This window comes from Paraflavitalea soli, assembly GCF_003555545.1.
Taxonomy (GTDB): Bacteria; Bacteroidota; Bacteroidia; order Chitinophagales; family Chitinophagaceae; genus Paraflavitalea; species Paraflavitalea soli.
The window spans coordinates 5748240-5767756 of the sequence record NZ_CP032157.1 but is presented as its reverse complement, the minus strand read 5'-3'; the positions used below and the strand labels follow the sequence as shown (position 1 = coordinate 5767756).

20 protein-coding genes are annotated in these 19517 nt (G+C 45.6%); 15 read left to right on the top strand and 5 right to left on the bottom strand.

The genetic code is table 11. From position 1 onward, the window contains the following. Positions 1–5: 5 nt before the first annotated feature. The 7 genes from D3H65_RS21805 to rpiB all read left to right on the top strand — a co-directional run bounded on the left by D3H65_RS21805 (position 6) and on the right by rpiB (position 6090). Entirely contained in the window at positions 6–677 is a 672-nt protein-coding gene (locus D3H65_RS21805) for a hypothetical protein (protein WP_119052347.1), read from the top strand. Positions 678–680: 3 nt separating this feature from the next. Next, entirely contained in the window at positions 681–1730 is a 1050-nt protein-coding gene (locus tag D3H65_RS21800) for a sensor histidine kinase (RefSeq protein WP_119052346.1), read from the top strand. After that, positions 1727–2428 (top strand): LytR/AlgR family response regulator transcription factor, encoded by a 702-nt coding sequence (locus tag D3H65_RS21795; RefSeq protein WP_119052345.1) that lies wholly within the window; start codon positions 1727–1729, stop codon positions 2426–2428. Before D3H65_RS21800 ends, D3H65_RS21795 begins: the two co-directional genes overlap by 4 nt. Positions 2429–2582: 154 nt before the next feature. After that, the gene (gene gmk / locus D3H65_RS21790) at positions 2583–3161 is read left to right on the top strand and encodes a guanylate kinase (protein ID WP_119052344.1); all 579 of its coding nucleotides are present in this window, start codon (positions 2583–2585) and stop codon (positions 3159–3161) included. Positions 3162–3302: 141 nt separating this feature from the next. Continuing rightward, positions 3303–4580 carry a hemolysin family protein gene (locus tag D3H65_RS21785; RefSeq protein WP_119052343.1) on the top strand — a complete coding sequence of 426 codons (1278 nt, stop codon included), beginning with the start codon at positions 3303–3305 and terminating at the stop codon, positions 4578–4580. Between the two features lie 164 nt (positions 4581–4744). Further along, on the top strand, positions 4745–5602 hold the full coding sequence (tatC, locus tag D3H65_RS21780; protein WP_119052342.1) for a twin-arginine translocase subunit TatC: 858 nt from the start codon (positions 4745–4747) through the stop codon (positions 5600–5602). A 32-nt stretch (positions 5603–5634) separates the two neighbouring features. Next, complete coding sequence (rpiB, locus tag D3H65_RS21775; protein WP_119052341.1) at positions 5635–6090, top strand: ribose 5-phosphate isomerase B; 456 nt, start codon at positions 5635–5637, stop codon at positions 6088–6090. Positions 6091–6168: 78 nt separating this feature from the next. Here the strand turns inward: rpiB and D3H65_RS21770 are convergent, their stop codons facing one another. The 3 genes from D3H65_RS21770 to D3H65_RS21760 all read right to left on the bottom strand — a co-directional run bounded on the left by D3H65_RS21770 (position 6169) and on the right by D3H65_RS21760 (position 8265). Then, on the bottom strand, positions 6169–7143 hold the full coding sequence (locus D3H65_RS21770; RefSeq protein WP_119052340.1) for a deoxyhypusine synthase family protein: 975 nt from the start codon (positions 7141–7143) through the stop codon (positions 6169–6171). Between the two features lie 109 nt (positions 7144–7252). After that, positions 7253–7702 carry a hypothetical protein gene (locus D3H65_RS21765; protein WP_162915762.1) on the bottom strand — a complete coding sequence of 150 codons (450 nt, stop codon included), beginning with the start codon at positions 7700–7702 and terminating at the stop codon, positions 7253–7255. 95 nt (positions 7703–7797) lie between these two features. Beyond that, positions 7798–8265: a hypothetical protein gene (locus tag D3H65_RS21760; protein WP_119052338.1), complete on the bottom strand. Its 468-nt coding sequence runs from the start codon at positions 8263–8265 to the stop codon at positions 7798–7800. 448 nt (positions 8266–8713) lie between these two features. Between D3H65_RS21760 and D3H65_RS21755 the strand changes: the two genes are divergently transcribed. The 4 genes from D3H65_RS21755 (at position 8714) to asnB (ending at position 12612) form a co-directional block, all read left to right on the top strand. Continuing rightward, a complete protein-coding gene (locus D3H65_RS21755) occupies positions 8714–9310 on the top strand; it encodes an acyl carrier protein phosphodiesterase (RefSeq protein ID WP_119054599.1) in 597 nt (198 codons plus the stop codon). 194 nt (positions 9311–9504) lie between these two features. Further along, the gene (locus tag D3H65_RS21750; protein WP_119054598.1) at positions 9505–10080 is read left to right on the top strand and encodes a DUF2911 domain-containing protein; all 576 of its coding nucleotides are present in this window, start codon (positions 9505–9507) and stop codon (positions 10078–10080) included. Positions 10081–10102: 22 nt separating this feature from the next. Continuing rightward, complete coding sequence (locus tag D3H65_RS21745) at positions 10103–10738, top strand: DUF2911 domain-containing protein (RefSeq protein ID WP_119052337.1); 636 nt, start codon at positions 10103–10105, stop codon at positions 10736–10738. Positions 10739–10758: 20 nt separating this feature from the next. Next, entirely contained in the window at positions 10759–12612 is a 1854-nt protein-coding gene (asnB, locus tag D3H65_RS21740) for an asparagine synthase (glutamine-hydrolyzing) (protein ID WP_119052336.1), read from the top strand. A gap of 30 nt (positions 12613–12642) precedes the next feature. Here asnB and D3H65_RS21735 read toward each other — a convergent pair whose 3' ends face one another. Beyond that, a complete protein-coding gene (locus tag D3H65_RS21735; protein WP_119052335.1) occupies positions 12643–13074 on the bottom strand; it encodes a hypothetical protein in 432 nt (143 codons plus the stop codon). Between the two features lie 355 nt (positions 13075–13429). Here D3H65_RS21735 and D3H65_RS21730 point away from each other — a divergent pair, with 355 nt between their 5' ends. The 4 genes from D3H65_RS21730 to D3H65_RS21715 are packed head-to-tail and all read left to right on the top strand — an operon-like array spanning position 13430 to position 16505. Next, positions 13430–14569, top strand: a complete 1140-nt coding sequence (locus D3H65_RS21730; RefSeq protein ID WP_119052334.1) for a cystathionine gamma-synthase — start codon at positions 13430–13432, stop codon at positions 14567–14569. 23 nt (positions 14570–14592) lie between these two features. Continuing rightward, entirely contained in the window at positions 14593–15228 is a 636-nt protein-coding gene (locus D3H65_RS21725) for a LysE family translocator (protein ID WP_119052333.1), read from the top strand. Between the two features lie 31 nt (positions 15229–15259). Then, a complete protein-coding gene (locus D3H65_RS21720; protein ID WP_119052332.1) occupies positions 15260–16039 on the top strand; it encodes a TIGR02757 family protein in 780 nt (259 codons plus the stop codon). A 10-nt stretch (positions 16040–16049) separates the two neighbouring features. Next, the gene (locus D3H65_RS21715; protein WP_119052331.1) at positions 16050–16505 is read left to right on the top strand and encodes a RidA family protein; all 456 of its coding nucleotides are present in this window, start codon (positions 16050–16052) and stop codon (positions 16503–16505) included. Positions 16506–16590: 85 nt separating this feature from the next. On the opposite strand, the gene D3H65_RS21710 is transcribed toward D3H65_RS21715, so the two are convergent. Then, complete coding sequence (locus D3H65_RS21710) at positions 16591–19383, bottom strand: outer membrane beta-barrel protein (protein ID WP_119052330.1); 2793 nt, start codon at positions 19381–19383, stop codon at positions 16591–16593. Between the last annotated feature and the right edge of the window lie 134 nt (positions 19384–19517).

Below are 19517 nucleotides of genomic sequence, written 5' to 3'. Positions count from 1 at the left end.
TTTATATGTTGAAATTATTTGCGCTGATCACGGGTATTATGCAAATGCTGGGAACATCGCCGGGTGTGAACAGCCTGCAACCGGCGGCTACCTATAAAACAATTGTCACAGATGCAAGATTGACAGGTGAGTGGAGTGATGGCAAAGACCAGTTGAAGATAGAACTGGTACCTGATAGTAAAATACTGCGGGAGGATAATGGCAATAGCAAGGAGCGGAAAATGCCGCTGGGAGAGAATAAGGAAGAGATTGCTTTTTACTCAAAAGCTTATTCGATCACGATCAAACAAAATGGCAGTGAGTATATATTGATTGGAAGCCTGAGTCGTATCAACAACCAGCTGTTTGTGGATATTATGTCGCTGGGTGTAAAGGGAGATAAAGGTAATCAGGATGGCAGTGGTTTTGAATTCACGCCGCATTACCTGGCTACATTTAATATTGCTGCGATCACATTTACGGATAATAATACGGTATCTCTTAAGTTCCTAAATGGTGGGTTTCTGAAAGAACAGATCAGCCAGGGCAATATGCGGCTGAAGTATGAAAAAGATCAGTTGTTTGATTCTTTTCTGCTCACGGCCTCTTCTTTTGAACTGCGCCAGTTTTTGGAAAAGTATGGTCATGATGAAAGGTTGTATTATAAGGAAACAACCATTTTAACCAGAAAAGGATAAAGTATGATGGCCATCAAACGTCGCTGGTTGTATCATCCCTTATTCCGGTTATTACAGCACCTGGGTTTCTGGGTGCTGTCTTACGTTGTTTTTGTACGGCTTTTTACAACCGGGATTCGACCTGAAAAGATCGATTATATTTATTCGGCGCTGTTCCATGCCACCATTGTGCCGGCGGTGTATATTAACCTGGGCTGGCTGTTGCCGCGCCTGGCCAATCACCGGCGGGGGGTGTTGTACGTAGGGGCCACGGTAGCATTGGTGCTAATATTCAGTTGGCTAAACTATTCTTTTTTTCAGGACTGGTCGAAGTACCTGCTGCCCAATTACTTTTTTATCTCTTATTTCACGGTATGGGAAGTGAGTCTGTTTTTTGTGGTGTACCTGGTTGTTACTTCGCTGCTGAAACTATCGCGTTCCTGGTTTGTGGTGAATGACCTGCAAAGGCGTTTGCTGCACATGGAAGCGGAGAAAGCACAGATCGAGTTGAAGGCTTTGAAAGCGCAGGTAAACCCTCATTTTCTCTTTAATACATTAAATGGGATCTATTCGATGACGCTGGATAAAGATGAGCGGCTACCCACTACGATATTGCAACTTTCGCACCTGATGCGCTATTTCCTGTATGAGTCGGGAGAAGACCTGGTGCCACTGGAAAAGGAATGGCAGATGGTAGGAGATTATATTGCGCTGCAACGCATTCGCTCGAATGATGGCCTGCAATTGGAAAAAACGCTGGAGGGAGAGATAAGGGAGCAGCGTATTGCTCCGCTCATGCTGGTGACCTTCCTGGAAAATGCCTTTAAGCATGGGGCCAAAGGGAATATGGGAGCTGTTGGTATACACCTGCGGCTGGAGATACTACCGCATAAGATCCGTTTCAGGATAGAAAATACACGAGGACAGGGGGCGGAAGTGGGGGATACGCAGTTTAAAGGGATGGGGCTTGATAATGTAAAGCGCCGGCTGGAATTGTTGTATCCCGGAAGGCATGAGCTGCTGATCCGGGAAACGGCAGATAATTTTATTGTAACGCTTGAATTACAACTATGAGTACTCTATACCGTTGCCTGGTGGTGGAAGATGAACCGCTGGCGCAAAATGTGTTGAAGAAATATATTGCCGAGCATCCGCTGCTGGAGCTGGCGGGGGTGTGTGGTGATGCCCCGGAAGCACAGCAATGGCTGGCCCGGCACCAGGCGGCTATTGTTTTTCTGGATATCAACCTGCCCCGCCTATCGGGCATCAGTTTTTTAAAGAGCCTGTCGCGCCCGCCGCTGGTGATCTTTACGACGGCCTATCCTGAATTTGCGGTAGAGGGCTTCGAACTGGATGCGGTGGATTACCTGGTGAAGCCTTTCTCATTTGAACGCTTTCTTAAAGGGGTCAATAAGGCATTGGAGAAGCTGGAGCGGCCAGGGCCGGGAGAAGGGCCGGTACCAGCCTCTTCGATCTTTATCAAAGCGGATAAAAAAGTGTACAAGGTCAACCTGGCAGATATCCTGTATATAGAGGCGCTGGATGATTATGTAAAGGTGGTCACTACACAGGGGCATTACCTGGTGCATGATACGCTGAAAAGCCTGCTGGAAGAATTGCCTGCCGGGCAGTTTTGGCGGGTACACAAAAGCTATATCATTGCCGGGACTAAAATTGTGTTTATTGAAGGCAATTATGTGCGGATCGGGGACCGGGATATTCCCATTGGGGCGTCGTACCGGGAAGAAGTGTTCGCGAGGCTGAAGTTATAGTTGGAAGACAAAAAAGACCGGAAGACAGGAAGTCCGTAAGTCCGAAAGAAAAGCGATCTACAGTTGCTTTATTGCTTACTGACTTCTCCGACTTCCGGACTTTCAGACTGTTTTCCGACAATTTTAGCTTTCTTTGCAGCTTTATTTTATCCATATGCCCTTTGATCCCGGCAATAAAATATTGATTATCACTGCTCCTTCGGGTGCCGGCAAGACCTCTATTACCCGGTATTTGTTGCAGCATATACCCCAACTGGCTTTTTCGGTGTCTGCGGCTACACGTGAAGCGCGTGGCAATGAAAAGGACGGGGTAGATTATTATTTCATGAGCGCCGGGGATTTCCAGGAAAAGATCCGTGATCAGCAGTTTGTGGAGTGGGAAATGGTCTATGAGGGCAAATATTATGGCACGCTGAAATCAGAACTGGACCGGATATGGGCCAACCACCAGGTACCGGTGCTGGATATTGACGTAAAAGGAGCTATCCATGTACAGCAGCAATACCCCAATACTACTTTGTCAATTTTTATTGAACCTCCTTCCGTAGACGAATTAAAGCGCCGCCTTGAATCCAGGGGTACAGAAACGGCAGAAAGCCTGCAGGCCCGGGTAAACAAAGCGTCTTATGAGATCTCTTTCAAGCATCATTTTCACCGTATTGTGGTCAATGCGGAACTGACGAAGGCACGGGAAGAGGCGATGACGATCGTGCGGGAGTTCCTGGAGACCTAAGCAATAGTGATAAGTTGCCGGACTTTTTGACACCAAGCCTGTTCTTTAACCCCAAAATCCGGCAGACCGGGGCTTTAAATTGCAATCTTCTTCAATAAGTTATGTAATCCATCGTTCTTTTTATAAATTCGTATCCCAAGTATGAGTTTAGTAGTCATTATATGTATTGTGTTAGCGGTCTTGTTCATCGCTTACTTTTCGGGTATAGAAGTGGCCTTCACTTCTGCCAACCGATTGAACATTGAGCTGAAGAAAAAGCAGGGTTCCAGCAGCAGCCTGCTGCTGAGCAGTCTTTTCGAAAATCCTTCCCGTTTTATTGGGGTTAATATTGTAGGGTTTAACTTTTTCCTGGTGGTGGCGGTCCTTTTGGGGAGCACCTACTGGAATATGGCTATTCCCTGGAAAAAGTTTGACAGCTATGTGATGGCCTACCTGGTTCCCATCAGGCTGGTATTAGAGATCATCCTTTCCTGGCTGCTGATCATTATCCTGGGAGAATGCGTACCCAAGGCCATTTTCAGGGCAAAAGCAGATAGCCTGCTATCTTTTTCTGCCCGGACAGGTTTGCTGGGTCTTTGTGACCAGCTGTTTAACTGGGCAAGTGTGGCGGCGGTAAAGATCTCCATTTTTGTGCTCAATATCATCTTTGATATGCGCATTGATAAGAAAAAGCCTCCTTTTTCGCGTGCGGACCTGGATCAGTTCTATAGCCAGAACAATGAGCATCATAACCAAAGTCAGGACCTGAAAGCTGAATTATTTGAAAACGCCCTTTCACTGCCGAAAGTAAAAGTGCGGGAGTGCCTGGTGCCCCGGAAAGAAATAGAAGCGGTAGATATAAAGATGAGTGTTGAAGATGTGCGCAAAACCTTTGTGGAAACGAAGCTTAGCAAACTGGTGGTGTATGACGGAGACATCGATCATATCCTGGGATATGTACACCAACTGGGTCTTTTCAGGCAGCCATCCTCTATAAAAGACATGTTATTACCTATTCCGGCCATTCCGGAAAGTATGAGTGCTACGGACCTGATCAGCAAATTCAGTAAAGAGCGTAAAAGTATTGCCTGGGTAGTGGATGAATTTGGTGGAACGGCCGGTATTGTAACGATGGAAGACCTGCTGGAGGAGATCTTTGGCGAGATAAAGGATGAATTTGATGTAGAGGAGTTTGAGGATAAACGGGTATCGGAGGATGAGTTTATCCTGAGCGGCAGGCTGGAACTGGACTATTTAAAGGAAAAATATGGACTGGAATTTCCGGACCAGGATTCTGAGACCTTGTCGGGTTTTATCATTCAGCAGCATGAAACGATCCCTAAGCTCCGGGAGCGTATTATTATCGGGGACTATGAATTTGACGTCATGAGTGTGAGTGATACGCGTATTGAAACGGTACGGTTAAAGATCCTGAAGTAAGACCGGGAGCAGGTTGCCGGATGGTGGTCTTTGCTGAAATAAGCCATTTGTTGTCAATAAGTTCTTCAATCACTACATATTAACAAGCTTTCTTGTCCAATCCAACGTGATAACACGTACATTTGCCCCGCTTTTACCACGTTATTTTATACCAGTATTAGTCAATGGCATTATCGTTTTTTAGCAAAAGGAAGGCTGACAATCCGGAGATGACCTTTATAGATCATCTGGAAGAATTGCGCTGGCATATCATGCGCTCTGTGCTTGCGATTCTTATAGGAGCGATTGTCATATTTATCTATATTGACTGGGTCTTTACTACTGTGATAGCCGGTCCTTTGCATGATAATTTCTTCACCTATACGGCATTGTGCAAATTCAGCCAGTGGATCGGCGCCGGTGACTCGCTGTGTTTACCCCCGCCCAAGATAAAAGAATTACAGGTTATTGCCTTTGGCTCGCAGTTCATGAGCAGTATCAGTATTGCTTTTGTGGGCGGTTTTATCGTTGCCTTCCCTTATATCTTTTGGGAATTTTGGCGGTTTGTGAAGCCAGCTTTAAGTCCCAAAGAGCTGAAGAGCACCCGGGGAGCTATTGTCTTTGTTTCGATCTTCTTTTTCCTGGGGGTGGCTTTTGGTTACTTTTTACTGGCTCCCTTTACCTTTAGTTTTTTGGCCAATTATACGATCGGTCTTGATAATATCCTGGTCACCAAGCCTACCTTGGCCGATTATATGGAGAACCTGGTTGATATCATCATCGGATCGGCCCTGGCGTTCCAATTGCCTGTGGTGTCTTATGTACTGACGCGAATAGGGCTCATTACCCCCAACTTCCTGAAAACCTACCGTAAGTATTCGTATGTAGCCATCCTGGTGATAGCGGCAGTAATTACTCCCTCGCCAGACTGGATGAGCCAGATGATCGTTTTCATTCCGCTGGCATTCTTGTATGAATTCAGTGTCTTTATCTCCAAGCGGGTATTTAAGCGTGAAGAGGAAAAAGCTAAAAGAGACTGGTAATTCTAAGCGTATTAAATCTCAATAAGTTAAGTATGGCTTCTTCATTTGATCTTTCCAAACCCATTGCTATTGGCAGTGACCATGCAGGCTATGATTATAAGGTGGCGCTGGTAAAGTGGTTGACCGAAAAAGGCTACCAGATCAGCGATATGGGCGTTTACGAGAACAAGTCAGTGGATTATCCTGATTATGCGCATCCTGTGGCAGAATGGGTGGAAAAAGGCGATGCCGCTTTTGGCATCCTGCTGTGTGGCAGTGCGAACGGGGTATGTATAACGGCCAATAAGCACCAGGGGATCCGGGCAGGTCTTGCCTTTCAGACGGAGGTGGCGCAGTTGATCCGTCAACACAATGATGCCAATATTATCTGCATTCCCGCCCGTTTTGTAGCATTGGAGTATGCCAAACAAATGGTAGATATTTTTATCAATACGCCTTTTGAAGGGGGCCGCCACCAGACCAGGGTGGATAAGATAGCCTGTAATTAATTTGATAATGAGAAATGCCTCAGGGTTGTAATTCCTACAGCCTGAGGCATTTTACTTTATAGAAATGTTGTTCTTACATTATAAGCCTAAAATGTAGGCAAAGATCAGCGGCGCTACAATGGTGGCATCGCTTTCTACAATGAACTTGGGGGTGTTGATATCCAGTTTGCCCCAGGTGATCTTTTCGTTGGGAACAGCGCCGGAATAGGAGCCATAAGAGGTAGTGGAGTCGGAGATCTGGCAGAAATAGCTCCAGAAAGGAACATCGTGCCATTCCAGGTCCTGATACATCATGGGCACCACGCAAATGGGGAAGTCTCCGGCGATACCACCACCAATCTGGAAAAAGCCTACGCCTTTACCAGCACTGTTTTGCCTGTACCAATCTGCCAGCCAAACCATGTATTCAATACCATTTTTTACGGTACTGGCTTTCAGTTGTCCTTTGATTACATAGCTGGCAAAGATGTTGCCGGTGGTGCTGTCTTCCCAACCGGGAACGATAATGGGGATATTCTTTTCTGCAGCGGCTACGATCCAGCTGTCTTTAGGATCGATCTCATAGTATTCTTTTAATACGCCGCTGAGGACGACTTTGTACAGGAATTCGTGGGGGAAATAGCGTTCGCCACTGGCTTCGGCATCGGTCCATACTTTTACCAGGTGTTTTTGTAAGCGACGGAAAGCTTCTTCCTCGGGTATACAGGTATCTGTAACACGGTTGTAGTGGTTTTCCAGAAGGTCCCATTCGTCCTGGGGTGTCAGGTCGCGGTAGTTGGGCACGCGTTTATAACTGTTATGGGCCACCAGGTTCATCACATCTTCTTCGAGGTTGGCGCCGGTACAGGAGATGATCTGTATTTTGTCCTGGCGTATCATTTCGGCCAGGGAAATGCCGAGTTCTGCAGTACTCATGGCACCTGCGAGGGTAACCATCATTTTACCACCTTCCAGGAGGTGTGTTTCATATCCTTTGGCTGCATCAATTAAGGCTGCAGCATTGAAGTGGCGGTAGTGGTGTTGAATAAACTGCGAAACAGGTCCTTTAGCCATGATAATTCAGAATTTTGTGGCGGCAAAGTTAGCATAAATAAACAAAAAAGGTGAGCCACCTTTAGTGACCCACCCTTCTCTTTCCAACTAAAACCAACTTTCAGACTCTTTATATTGCTTTCTTTTCTTTTTTATATACTTCCCAGCCAGCTGCGCCATTTGATCTTAAGATCACGTTCTGCTCACCATCCTGGAGTGTGATATAATAGCTTGTGCTGCTGTTGGCTGCCATTTCAAAAAGGTCGGTGATCCAATATTGGCCGTAACTTTTCTTCAGGTCGGCCAGCAGGTTGATAGGCAGCTGGGCAGAGATAATGTTGCGGGTTGTGGCCTGCAATTCACCCTCTTTGGAATAATAAGCGAACATTACCTGGTCGTTCATTTTGAAAGTGGCTTTTGCGAAGGTTTTGCCGGATTCCCAGCTTACATCCTGTGCGCCGGAAAAATCTTTCTTAAAAGCGTTGACTACTTCCTGACTAACGGTTTCGCTGAAATGGGCAAAAGAGGAACCGATACCTACTGTTAACATTAAGGCCCAAACTAACATCATCTTTTTCATGGTAAATACTTTATGTGTGAATTATGTTGATTGTTTTTCCGGCGCTGCACTTTCAAACTTCCTACACTATATACGACGCAAGGTTTTTTCAAATGTTACAGCTTAGCAGATAAATTCTTTTTTTCTTTTTTAAATAGATAGGTATTGCCATTGTTGTAAGCCTCTACAACCATACGGGTCTTTTCGTTTTCCAGGGAGATCACGTAGCTGGTTTCGCCGGACTTGCTGTACTCAATTACGTCCTTCAATTCGTATTCGGCGTATTTGCTATTGATACTTTTGGTAATGGCCAATGGCAAAGAAGCAGGGGCTATGTACCGGCCGATAGCCAGGAGGTTACCATCCTCCTCAAAGAAGGCGTTGACCTGTTCATTATTATAGATGAACTTGGCGTGGAAGAGCTGATGGCCTTTTAAAGATTGCCATACTATGTACTGGGCTCCTTTAAACTCTTTTTCCAACGCTGCCTGAATGTGGGCGCTTACTTTTTCTCCTTTGTCGGGAGTGGCTGCATAACTAAATACGCTGATCAACATCAGCAGGGAGATAAAAAACTTTTTCATGACTGTACTTTTATTTTTTGTTTATGGTGCATGGCTTTGGTTAAGCCTGCACAAAAGTAGAGGGCGCATTAACTGTTTGCAAGTGAATAGTGATTAATGGTGGTCAATGTTAAAGCAGGTTAACGAGGGTTGTGCAATGTTAGGCTGGCGGATTGATTGGAAATTTGTGAAATGCTTGCTGGTAAAGGGTTTCAGGAAACTCTGGAGTATTTCTTAAAAAAAAGTTAACCCAGGGTTAATGAAAACAGGGGTTGTTAAAAATATCACATCGTCACCAAAAGCGGGGATATGCTATCACATGATGATGTGATGAAATTATACTTTTTCAATGCAATAGGTTGCTTTACCATTCATCACAAAATTTTAACGGTTTTAACAAGCCAGGCAATCGTTAAAGCATTTTAAAATCGTGTAAATTGTAATATAATTGATTCAATACTTACGATTTGTGAATTATCTGGCCCATGCATACCTCTCTTTTAATGTTCCCGGTGTACTGGTAGGCAATCTGATCAGTGACTTTGTAAAAGGGAAAAAGCAATTCGAATATCCGGTCCCTGTGCACAAGGGTATTGTACTGCACAGGGCTATTGATACTTTTACTGACGAGCATGCTGTAACCGCTGCGGCCAAGTCTATCTTCCGCCCCCATTACCGGCTATACAGTGGTGCTTTTGTGGATGTGGTATATGATCATTTTCTGGCCAATGATGAGCAGTCGTTTCCAGGTAATGGGTTGTTTGCGTTTTCACAGGAAGTATATGGCAGGTTGGATCAATACCAGTCTTTATTCCCGGCCCCTTTCAGGGAAATGTATCCTTATATGAAGGAATACAACTGGCTGTATGGTTACCGTGAGCGGCTGGGTATTGAACGCAGCTTTCAGGGGGTGGTTCGACGTTCGGTTTACCTTACAGAAAGCCGGGTAGCTTTTAAGTTATTTGAGGATAATTATGAGGTATTGCAACAGTATTATGCCGATTTTTTTCCTGCTTTAAAAGCCTTTGCTTTTGCCACGCTGGAGGAGCTTGATAGCAAAAAATAGTTTAATCCGTTTTTAATCAAACTGGCAAAGGGGTAAATGCCTGCCGGAGAGTCTTATGGATGGGCGATGCTGACGGTAATTGGTCTGGTAATCAGGTAATACCCAAACGGTTGATGACAAGCATCCGTCTATCCTGTAAAAGCCATTTAGTTCGGTGTTAATCTGTTATTTTTGCCGCTTAAACCATGAAGGACATGAAGCAAGTGAAGTTCCTTTTTTCCCTGTTGCTATTTTGTGCGTCAGCATCCCTGGCTCAGTTAAAGCTTCCGGCTGTTGATAAGTCGCCGATGGATATGGCTTACTACCCGGTAAATTACCCGGTGCTGAAAATTCAGAATAAAGCTAATGAGCCCCTGATGGCCAGGGTTATTTACAGCCGGCCGCTAAAAAACGGCCGTTCGGTGTTTGGGGAACTGGTGGAGTATGGCCAGATATGGCGGCTGGGGGCTAATGAAGCTACGGAAATAGAGATCTATAAGGATGTAAAGTGTGGTACAGAGACCAGGTTGAAGAAAGGGCGTTATACGATGTATGCGATTCCTTACCAGGATAAATGGACCATCATATTCAATAAGGAAACGGATATCTGGGGGGCTTTCCAGTATGATCCCAAAAAAGATGCGTTGAGGGTAGATGTCCCTGCACAAAAACTACCGGAATCGGCTGAAGCATTTACGATGCAGTTTGAGAAAGATAGTACGGGGCTTAACCTGGCCATTATGTGGGATAATGTAAAAGCACTGGTGCCCTTTAGTTTTCAGAGTAATTGATCAAATCGTTATTTTTTCCTGTATGCACAGAACCAGTAAATACAAAGGCTTTCTTCTGCTAATTGGCTTATCGGTGTTGTTATGGGCATGTGAACAAAAGGCGCCTCCCGGCAGTAACCAGGTAACCATCAACCCTGCTATTAGCACCCCCAATGACAAACAAGTGCCTTTGGGTGTCGATAAATCGCCGATGGATATGTCTTATTACCCGGTGGATTATCCCAAGCTCAAAATGTCGAAGAATGTGCAGGAGCCTTTGGTGGCCAGGGTGATCTATAGCAGGCCCCAAAAGAGCGGACGTTCGATCTTTGGCGATGTATTGAAATATGGGCATGTATGGCGCCTGGGTGCTAATGAAGCTACGGAAATCGAGTTCTTTAAGGATGTAACGATCGATAATGAAAAGGTGGGGAAAGGACGTTATGTATTATACTGTATACCTTTTGAAGATAAGTGGACCCTTATATTAAACAGTGACCTGTTTACCTGGGGTCTTAAAATAGATTCTACCAAAGACGTTCATAAATTTACCATTCCTATTAACAGGACGAATTACCCCTTCGAAGTTTTTACCATGGAGTTTGAAAAGGTTGATAAAGGCGCCGAACTGATCATGGAATGGGACAGTGTGCGGGCCAAACTGCCGTTTACCTTTTAAGAGTTGTATCTTAGGCCTCTATGTGTGGCATTGCCGGTATACTATCTGCCAATCCTGTATTGGTATCGGAGCAGCGTGTTAAAAACATGACTGATGCGCTTGCGCACCGTGGACCGGATGGCGAAGCTTGTTGGATAGCTCCCGGAGGGCAAGTAGCATTGGGGCATCGTCGATTATCTATCATTGACCTGAGTGAGCTGGCTGCACAGCCCATGCATTACCTGGACCTTTATACCATTGTATATAATGGAGAACTCTACAATTACCGGGAGTTAAAACAAACGCTGGAACAGCGGGGCTATAGTTTCCGGTCACAGTCTGATACGGAAGTGATCCTGGCGGCTTATGCAGCCTGGGGAACGGATTGCCTGGAACATTTTGATGGTATGTTTGCCTTTGCGATCTGGGACCGGAAAGAACAGCTGTTGTTTGCGGCGCGTGACCGGTTTGGCGAAAAGCCTTTCTACTATTATACGGATGAACAGCAGTTTGTATTTGGCAGTGAAATGAAGGCGCTGTGGGCAGCTGGCATTGAAAAGAAGGTAAATGAGCGGATGCTGTTCAATTATATTACGCTGGGCTATGTTCAGAATCCTCACAATACGGGCGAAACATTCTACACGGGTATTTATAAATTACCTGCCCGCAGCTTCCTCTTATACGACATGGGCAGGCAAACGTTGTCTGAGCATAGTTATTGGGATATTGATATAACAGCCACCAATCATTCGATCAGTGAGCCGGATGCTATTGAGCAGCTGAAAAGTCTTTTATCGTTGTCTGTTAGCCGTCGGTTACGGAGTGACGTGCCGGTAGGTACTTCCCTGAGCGGGGGGCTGGACAGTGCAGCTGTACTGGCCTGCATTCACCAGGCAGCGGATCGGCCAGTTAAGATGGCGACCTTTTCTGCTACTTTCCCTGGATTTGCGCGTGATGAATCGGCACAGATCGGCTTGACGGCGGGTAGGTTTGGGGTGAGCAACCACCAGGTACAACCTGATGCTGATAGTCTGATCAGTGATTTTGAGCGTATTTGTTACCATCAGGAAGAGCCTTTCCAATCGGCCAGTGTTGTGGCGCAGTACAAGGTGTTTGAACTGGCAAAACAACATGGGGTAACGGTGCTGCTGGATGGGCAGGGGGCGGATGAAATACTGGGTGGCTATACCAAATATTATTCCTGGTATTGGCGCGAACTGTACCGGCAAAACAGGCCCTTGCTACGCAGGGAGCTGCAGGAAGCCGGAGGGGTGGGGCCAGATGGGCTTTGGAACTGGAAGCAAAAGCTGGCGGCGCGGCTGCCACATTTTGCGGAAACCTGGCAGGTACGCCAGCGAAGCCGGCAACAGCGGAAGCAGGGAGACCTGACCAGCGGATTTACGGAAGCTTATGGCAAGTCTCATTACCAGGTACCGCATGTACCTACGCTGAACGGTGCACTTTATTATAATACATTCCTCAACGGACTGGAGGAGTTGTTGCAATATGCGGATCGTAACTCTATGGCGCATAGCCGGGAAGTAAGGCTGCCCTTCCTGTATCACGAACTGGCTACTTTTATTTTTTCCCTGCCTGCGGGGTTTAAAATACGGGATGGGTATACCAAATGGCTGTTGCGTAAAAGTATGGAGCCTGCCTTGCCGGCTGGTATTGTGTGGCGAAAGGACAAGGTGGGCTTTGAGCCTCCACAGCAAACCTGGATGCAGGATAAACGGCTGGCAGCCTATATCCGGGAAGCACAGAGAGGGCTGGTAAAAATGGGGGTGTTGAAACCTGCTGTACTGGATAAAAAAATTCAGCCGCAGGAGACCCATGCGGCTGATAACTTTGATTGGAGATACCTGGTGGCCGGTACGTTACTACAAATAGACTAGAAACTGGCTGAAACCCGCCCGGCCTCCCGGCTAACCTTTCTTGTATTTTTCAAAAATTTGTGTATTACCTGATTCGTCCACTTTAAGGGTGAACCAATGTTTCCCATCTTCCATTTTTACGTAATAGGTAACGTCGCTGCCGGAAGTAACTTCAGTTACACCAAACAGGTTTTTCTTAGCGTTTTCCTTTTTCAGCTTATTGAAGATATTCAAGGGAAGCAACTGGGGTGAATAGTAACGGATGGAGCTCAACATATTTCCTTCCTTGTCGTAATTCACTTTAGAGCGAATTCCGGCGCTTACGAAACTAACGGTAAAGTAGTTGTCTGTCTCGTCCCATTTAACCTCTTCGGCCTGGGTAAATGTTTCACGGAAAGATTTCAATACCTTTTCATTAGGATCGTAAGCGTATGCAGCAGCTCCTATCAGGACGGTGCAAATGATCATTAATACTTGTTTCATGGCTATACTTTTTATTGGGTGAACTGTGTAACAAATGTTTTACGACCCAAATGTAATAGCAGAAGTATATAGGTGGCAAGCCAATTGGTAAGGACGGAAGGTTCATGATAAGCAATACGAAGGTTTTCGCAGATAGGCGGGTCTTATAGTACCCGTTAGAAGTGGTGGAATGCAGTCCTGTAAAGGGTTTCAGAAATGTTACACCTTATTTTGGGTTTAAGGTTAAGCTTCTGTTAAACTGGAAATCCGGAATTGTAAGTGGAGAAACTGGAGAAGTTTTGATAAAAACGCATAGGGATCAGTAAGGGATAATTCCGCATCTTTGTAATCGTAAATTTACCAATATTAATAAATTATGAAGCCAGCCACTAAGTTCATACATGCGGGAGCGGAACCTGATCCTTCTACAGGAGCTATCATGACGCCTATTTATCAAACCTCTACTTATGTGCAGGAAGCGCCGGGAAAAAACAAAGGCTATGAATACGCCCGTTCGCAAAACCCTACGCGTAAAGCGTTGGAAGATGCGCTGGCTGTGATCGAGAATGGCAAGTATGGTTTGGCTTTTAGCAGCGGTGTTGCAGCTACTGATGCAGTGTTGAAATTGTTGGCTCCCGGTGATGAAGTAGTAACGGGTAATGATCTGTATGGCGGCACTTACCGCCTTTTTACGAAGGTTTTTGAAAAGTTTGGTATCCGGTTCAAATACGTGGACATGACTGATCTAGCTGCCATTGCCAGTGCTATCACCCCAAACACCAAACTTATCTGGACGGAAACGCCTACTAATCCGCTGATGAATATTACAGATATCGGAGCGGTAACGGCCCTGGCCAAACAACACCAGGTGTTGGTGTGTGTTGATAACACATTTGCTTCTCCTTATCTGCAGAACCCATTGGACTTTGGGGCTGATATTGTAATGCATTCTTCTACAAAATATCTGGGCGGGCATAGTGATGTGATCCAGGGTGCGCTGGTAATGAATGATACAGCCTTGCGTGATCAGTTGTATTTTATACAGAAAAGCTGTGGCGCGGTACCAGGACCTATGGATTGCTTCCTGGTATTGCGAGGCATCAAAACATTGCATGTGCGTATGCAACGTCATTGTGAGAACGGTGAGAAAGTTGCCGGGTTCCTGCGGCAACACCCTAAAGTAGGTAAGGTATACTGGTGCGGTTTTGAAGACCATCCTGGATATGCGGTAGCTAAAAAGCAAATGCGCGGTTTTGGTGGTATGATGAGCTTTACTTTGAAAGATGATAGTGTGGAAACGGCCATGAAGGTATTGTCGTCTACCAAAATATTTTCATTGGCAGAAAGCCTGGGTGGGGTGGAATCACTGATCAATCATCCTGCCTCTATGACGCATGCTTCGATACCCAGAGAAGAAAGGATCAAGAACGGCTTGAGTGATTCTTTGATCCGCCTGAGTGTTGGTATTGAGGACCTGGAAGACCTGGTATTGGACCTGGAGCAGGCCATAGGGTGATAAATTTGATTAATACTTATACTATGATACCTTTCAATGAACTGTTGCTCTTTGCGCTGGCCGCATTGGTGTTGGTGATCAGTCCCGGTCCCAATATGATCTACCTTATTTCACGCTCCATCACGCAAGGGCGTAAAGCAGGCCTTATTTCCCTGGCAGGGGTGGTATGTGGATTCTTATTTCATATTATCCTGGTGTCTTTTGGTCTTACGGCTATTTTATTTGCTGTTCCCTATGCTTATACCATTCTTAAAACGATGGGGGTTATTTACCTGCTTTACCTGGCCTGGCAGGCGATCAAGCCGGGCAGCAAGGGGATATTTGAAACGAAAAAAGACCTGCCGGATGACAATCCTGCCAAGTTGTTCCGCATGGGCTTTCTGACGAATGTGCTCAATCCCAAGGTAGCGGTATTTTACCTGTCGCTTTTTCCGCAGTTCATTAAACCAGCTTATGGCCATGTGCTTACTCAAAGTTTAACGCTGGGCATAACACAGATGCTGATCAGTTTTACAGTCAATTTTCTCATCGTACTTTCTGCTGCCAGGGCAGCCGTATGGTTTGCCAGCAAACCACAGTGGGTAAGGATCCAAAAATGGTTTATGGCCAGTGTGCTGACGGCCCTTGCCGCTAAAATGGCGCTGGATAAGGGAAAGTAGGAATGAACGGTCAAAAGCAGATATTTGCAGCATGAGTGGGAAGTCGAAAGACCTGTCTGAATTCTTTAATAAAAAAGCCAGCGAATATAACCAGCCTGATTTTATCAAGGCTGATCCGATCTGTATTCCCCACCTCTTTCAGAAAAAGCAGGATATTGAGATTGCCGGCCTATTTGCGGCTATTTTTGCCTGGGGCAACCGGACTACGATCATTAAGAAGTCGAAGGAGTTGATGCAGTTGATGGACAATGCACCGCATGATTTTGTACTACAGCACACGGAGCAGGATCTGCGCAGGCTGGAAGGCTTTAAGCATCGTACTTTCAATACAACTGACCTGTTGTATTTTATCAGTTTCCTGCAATATCATTATTCAAAACACGCCTCACTGGAGACTGCCTTTACACAGTGGATGTCGGCCGGAGATGAGACCATCGAGCAGGCGCTCATTGGATTCTATCATTATTTTTTCTCGCTGGAGCACGTACCTCCCCGTACCCGCAAGCATATTGCTTCGCCCGAAAAGAACTCTTCCTGCAAGCGGCTGAATATGTATCTCCGCTGGATGGTGCGTAATGACGACCAGGGCGTTGATTTTGGCATTTGGTCCACCCTTACTCCTGCTCAATTGATATGCCCTATAGATTTGCATGTAGCGCGGGTGGCCAAAAGATTTAAGTTGCTGGAGCGTGCACCGGTTGACTGGTTGGCAGCGCTGGAGCTTACCAGCTATTTAAGGAAGCTGGATAAGAATGATCCGGCCAAATATGACTTCGCCTTATTTGGCCTTGGGGTGATGGAGAAATTTTAAAACTCTACATATGAAAAAGATGATCTGCAAAACAGCTTTTGTATGTTGCCTGGCCCTGTTATGCCTGGCTGTCGATGTCATTGGGCAGGATAACGATATTAAAAAGGAAAAATTCAACTGGGGGCGCGGCACGCAGGATACAACAGCGGGTTATGCGCAGGCCGTGAAAATAGATAACGTGATCTATATATCTGGTACCGTAGCCAGGAATGTAAACCCGGAGGGCATTAAACAGGTATATGAGGCATTGGAGAAAACATTGCAACACTATGGCGCCACTTTTCAGAATGTAGTGAAGGAAAATCTCTATACTACGGATATGGAGGCCATGAAGCAGTATAACCAGGTACGTAAAGCCTTTTATAAAGGCGATTTTCCGGCTGCTACCTGGATGCAGGTGAACCGGCTATATATGCATGATGCCAGACTGGAAATTGAATTGATTGCCTATTTGCCTAAAAAATAACTTTTTCTCACTGTTACAGCCATTCAATAAAAAAGGGCTGGTCATAAAGACCAACCCTCCAGGGACTCATGAGAAAATCTATCTGTTAAAACATAAAAAGGCCATTCTTGCCGAAGGTTTTCTGGCCGCCCTTGGGCGCACCAAAACTGCGAATATTGTAGGTAAAGGTGAGCAGGAAATAGCGACGCAGGATGGTGGTCTGGTTGTCCTGGATATAGTTTTCCCGCGTTACACGGTTCACGCTGATGTTCTGGTTCAGTAAATCGTATACTGACAGTTTAAGCTGTCCTTTATCATCTTTAAGGAACATATAATTGATGCCGCCATTCCACCGCAGGTTGCTTTTACGTACGCCGGGTGCTGTTTGTGGATTATAGAAATAGTCGATGGAGCTTTCCCATACAAAATGTTTTGGTAGCCGTACTATTACCTCGGAGGTGGAGTTATGGGTAATCACTTCCAGGTCGGGATAGGCATCGCTTTGGTATTGGCTTTTGTTCCAGCCAATGGAGTAACGCTGGTTAAATTCAAACTTATCTTTTAAGTTAAAGGATGCATTGAGGCCGGGCGTGATGCGCCAGTTCTTTACCTCGCTGCGGTTGTTGTTGACGATCACTATATTCCGGTTGTAGTCGCCCCAAAAGCTACCTCGTATTGATAGTTGCCAATTGCTTTTGAATTTGAATTGCTTGCTCACGTTGGTGCTGGCCGAAAAACGCCAGATACCATTAATGTTTATGGGCCGGGTGATCTGCACCCCTTTGTTATCTACGGTCCTTTCCCTGATCACAGCATCATCACTGATACTTCCATTAAAATAAACATTGTAATTCATACCCCTTTTGGTATCGTACTTATTGTAGTACAGACCAAGGTTATGTGCTTTGGTGGGAGTGAGGGAAGGGTTTCCCAATTGCTGATACAGCGTATTGGTATTGTCCACTACTGGTTGCAGGTCGGTAGCGCGGGGTTCCTGTACATTCACATTGTAGCTGAATGACCATTCCTTCACATTAATATTCAGGGCTGGCAATAGGTAATTGAAGTTTTGATTAATGGAAGGGTTTTTGGCAAATTCATTGTCAATGTTGAGTGTCTGATAAGAAATGCCAGGCATAATACTCCATTTTTTGATCTTCCAGTTGAGCAGGGTAGTGATAGTGCCACGTGTGCCACTTCTTTTGACAGCATTTGACAGGGCAGGGTTTAACACATCATATTCCTCACCGGATACTCCCTGGTTGTAGGTATTCAATTCATCATTGTCTTTGAAGTATTCGGCATTGCCATTGAACTTAAGGCCCAGTGATTTGGTAAGGGGTTCATTGTAATTGAAAGACAGGCTGGCGCGGAAATTCCTGGCATCGTGGTCGCGCAACTGGTTGAGGGTACGTTTGGAGGTGGGTACTTTATAGAAAGTGTCAATGATATTGTTGAATTGGTTGTCTTCCCCGCTGTATAGGTTGAATCCCTGGCCGATGTATAATGACCGGTCTTTTTTCCGGAATGTACGGTTGTAGGAGATGTTGTGGGAATACCCAATATCATTGCCGTTGACACGCTGACTGTTGTTGCTTTCATTGAGCAGGGGCTCATAATTACTGCCTGCTATAGAATTGAACAGGCGTTCGGACTCGTTCTTTTTTATGTTTACCTGTGGAGCATAGCGAAAAGTAGTAAAGGAATCTATCTTCCAGCGCAGACTTGCCCCTATGCGATGGGTATATTCGTCCGACGCCTGACGGGTAGTGCTGCGGGTGGTGAGGGCTGTATCTCTAAAAAATTGTTGCACATTGCTTAGCTGATCCAGCCGGGTGTTGTTTTGTCCATAGAAATACTGCATGTTGAGGCTCACCTTTTTACCAAACTCATTGTTGATGTTCAGGCCACCGCCAGTGCTTTTCACAATGCCCTGGCCCATGCCTCCAAAGGAAACACCATTCAACGCAAATCCGCCATCAGAATTAATGGATACGCTGTTGACGCCACTTCGCTGAAATCCGCCGGTCTGCATTACATCTCCAATACCAAACCCGGCCCTGTTGAGGTTATTGGTATAGCCCAATACGCTTACCTGCAGGGTATCACGAAACATATTCATAATGCCGCCTGCTTCGTAGCGATCATCTGTACCGGCACCGGCATAGGCCTTGCCAAACCATCCCTGTTTAATGCTTTTTTTAAGCCTCAGGTTGATCACCTGGCCCAGCTGACTTCTGTTGATATCCGGATTCTGGTCCAGCTGGTCTTTGTCATCGGCTACCTGTACCTTGTCAATAATATTGGCCGGCAGGTTGCGACTGGCTATTTTGGGGTCACCACCGAAAAAGTCTTTTCCATCGACCATGATCCGGTTCACTGCCCGTCCATTGACGGTAATGTTGCCGTCCTTATCAACATCCACACCCGGCAGTTTTTTCAGTAGGTCTTCTACCAGGGCAGTAGGCAGGGTTTTGAAAGCAGAAGCATTAAATTCAATAGTATCTTTTTTTACGCTTACCGGCGGTCGTTCGGCAGTTACGAGCACTTCTTCCAATGATTGTGCATCATTCACTAATTTAAGAGTGCCAAGGTCCAGCTGTGGCTGATCTGCTGTGAGCTCAAACTCCTTCCTTACCACCCGGTAGCCGGAAAAGGAGATCACCACACGGCAGGGTATATTTAACGGAAGGCCGGGTACTTTAAACTCCCCTTGGGGATCGCTTAAACGATAAGTAATAATGGAAGTATCTTTTGCTTTAAAAACGGTAATGGTAGCCAGTGAAAGGCTTTGTTTACCGGATGAATCTGCCAGTTTTCCTTTAATGGATCCTTTGTCCTGGGCTATTGATCTTGTTGCTACGGTGAGGAGGCAAATGGCTAGTAAAAGTTGTCTCATAAGTCCTTGTTACGAAGTTTCCGTAATATTACGAATCATTCGTAATTCCTTCAAGACTAATTTATAAAAAGGCCTAAAAGTTTTGTTAAAGCGACCAACAGCCGACAGTTTTACTATGATTTTGAGCTATTTAT

Excerpts from the sequence above, each read along its gene's own strand:
- D3H65_RS21735 (WP_119052335.1), bottom strand. The coding sequence starts at position 13,074 with ATGAAACAAGTATTAATGATCATTTGCACCGTCCTGATAGGAGCTGCT.
- D3H65_RS21750 (WP_119054598.1), top strand. The coding sequence starts at position 9,505 with ATGAAGCAAGTGAAGTTCCTTTTTTCCCTGTTGCTATTTTGTGCGTCA.
- tatC (WP_119052342.1), top strand. The coding sequence starts at position 4,745 with ATGGCATTATCGTTTTTTAGCAAAAGGAAGGCTGACAATCCGGAGATG.
- D3H65_RS21785 (WP_119052343.1), top strand. The coding sequence starts at position 3,303 with ATGAGTTTAGTAGTCATTATATGTATTGTGTTAGCGGTCTTGTTCATC.
- gmk (WP_119052344.1), top strand. The coding sequence starts at position 2,583 with ATGCCCTTTGATCCCGGCAATAAAATATTGATTATCACTGCTCCTTCG.
- D3H65_RS21765 (WP_162915762.1), bottom strand. The coding sequence starts at position 7,702 with ATGAAAAAGATGATGTTAGTTTGGGCCTTAATGTTAACAGTAGGTATC.
- D3H65_RS21730 (WP_119052334.1), top strand. The coding sequence starts at position 13,430 with ATGAAGCCAGCCACTAAGTTCATACATGCGGGAGCGGAACCTGATCCT.
- D3H65_RS21770 (WP_119052340.1), bottom strand. The coding sequence starts at position 7,143 with ATGGCTAAAGGACCTGTTTCGCAGTTTATTCAACACCACTACCGCCAC.
- D3H65_RS21720 (WP_119052332.1), top strand. The coding sequence starts at position 15,260 with ATGAGTGGGAAGTCGAAAGACCTGTCTGAATTCTTTAATAAAAAAGCC.
- D3H65_RS21805 (WP_119052347.1), top strand. The coding sequence starts at position 6 with ATGTTGAAATTATTTGCGCTGATCACGGGTATTATGCAAATGCTGGGA.
- D3H65_RS21795 (WP_119052345.1), top strand. The coding sequence starts at position 1,727 with ATGAGTACTCTATACCGTTGCCTGGTGGTGGAAGATGAACCGCTGGCG.
- D3H65_RS21715 (WP_119052331.1), top strand. The coding sequence starts at position 16,050 with ATGAAAAAGATGATCTGCAAAACAGCTTTTGTATGTTGCCTGGCCCTG.
- D3H65_RS21745 (WP_119052337.1), top strand. The coding sequence starts at position 10,103 with ATGCACAGAACCAGTAAATACAAAGGCTTTCTTCTGCTAATTGGCTTA.
- asnB (WP_119052336.1), top strand. The coding sequence starts at position 10,759 with ATGTGTGGCATTGCCGGTATACTATCTGCCAATCCTGTATTGGTATCG.
- D3H65_RS21710 (WP_119052330.1), bottom strand. The coding sequence starts at position 19,383 with ATGAGACAACTTTTACTAGCCATTTGCCTCCTCACCGTAGCAACAAGA.
- rpiB (WP_119052341.1), top strand. The coding sequence starts at position 5,635 with ATGGCTTCTTCATTTGATCTTTCCAAACCCATTGCTATTGGCAGTGAC.
- D3H65_RS21800 (WP_119052346.1), top strand. The coding sequence starts at position 681 with ATGATGGCCATCAAACGTCGCTGGTTGTATCATCCCTTATTCCGGTTA.
- D3H65_RS21760 (WP_119052338.1), bottom strand. The coding sequence starts at position 8,265 with ATGAAAAAGTTTTTTATCTCCCTGCTGATGTTGATCAGCGTATTTAGT.
- D3H65_RS21725 (WP_119052333.1), top strand. The coding sequence starts at position 14,593 with ATGATACCTTTCAATGAACTGTTGCTCTTTGCGCTGGCCGCATTGGTG.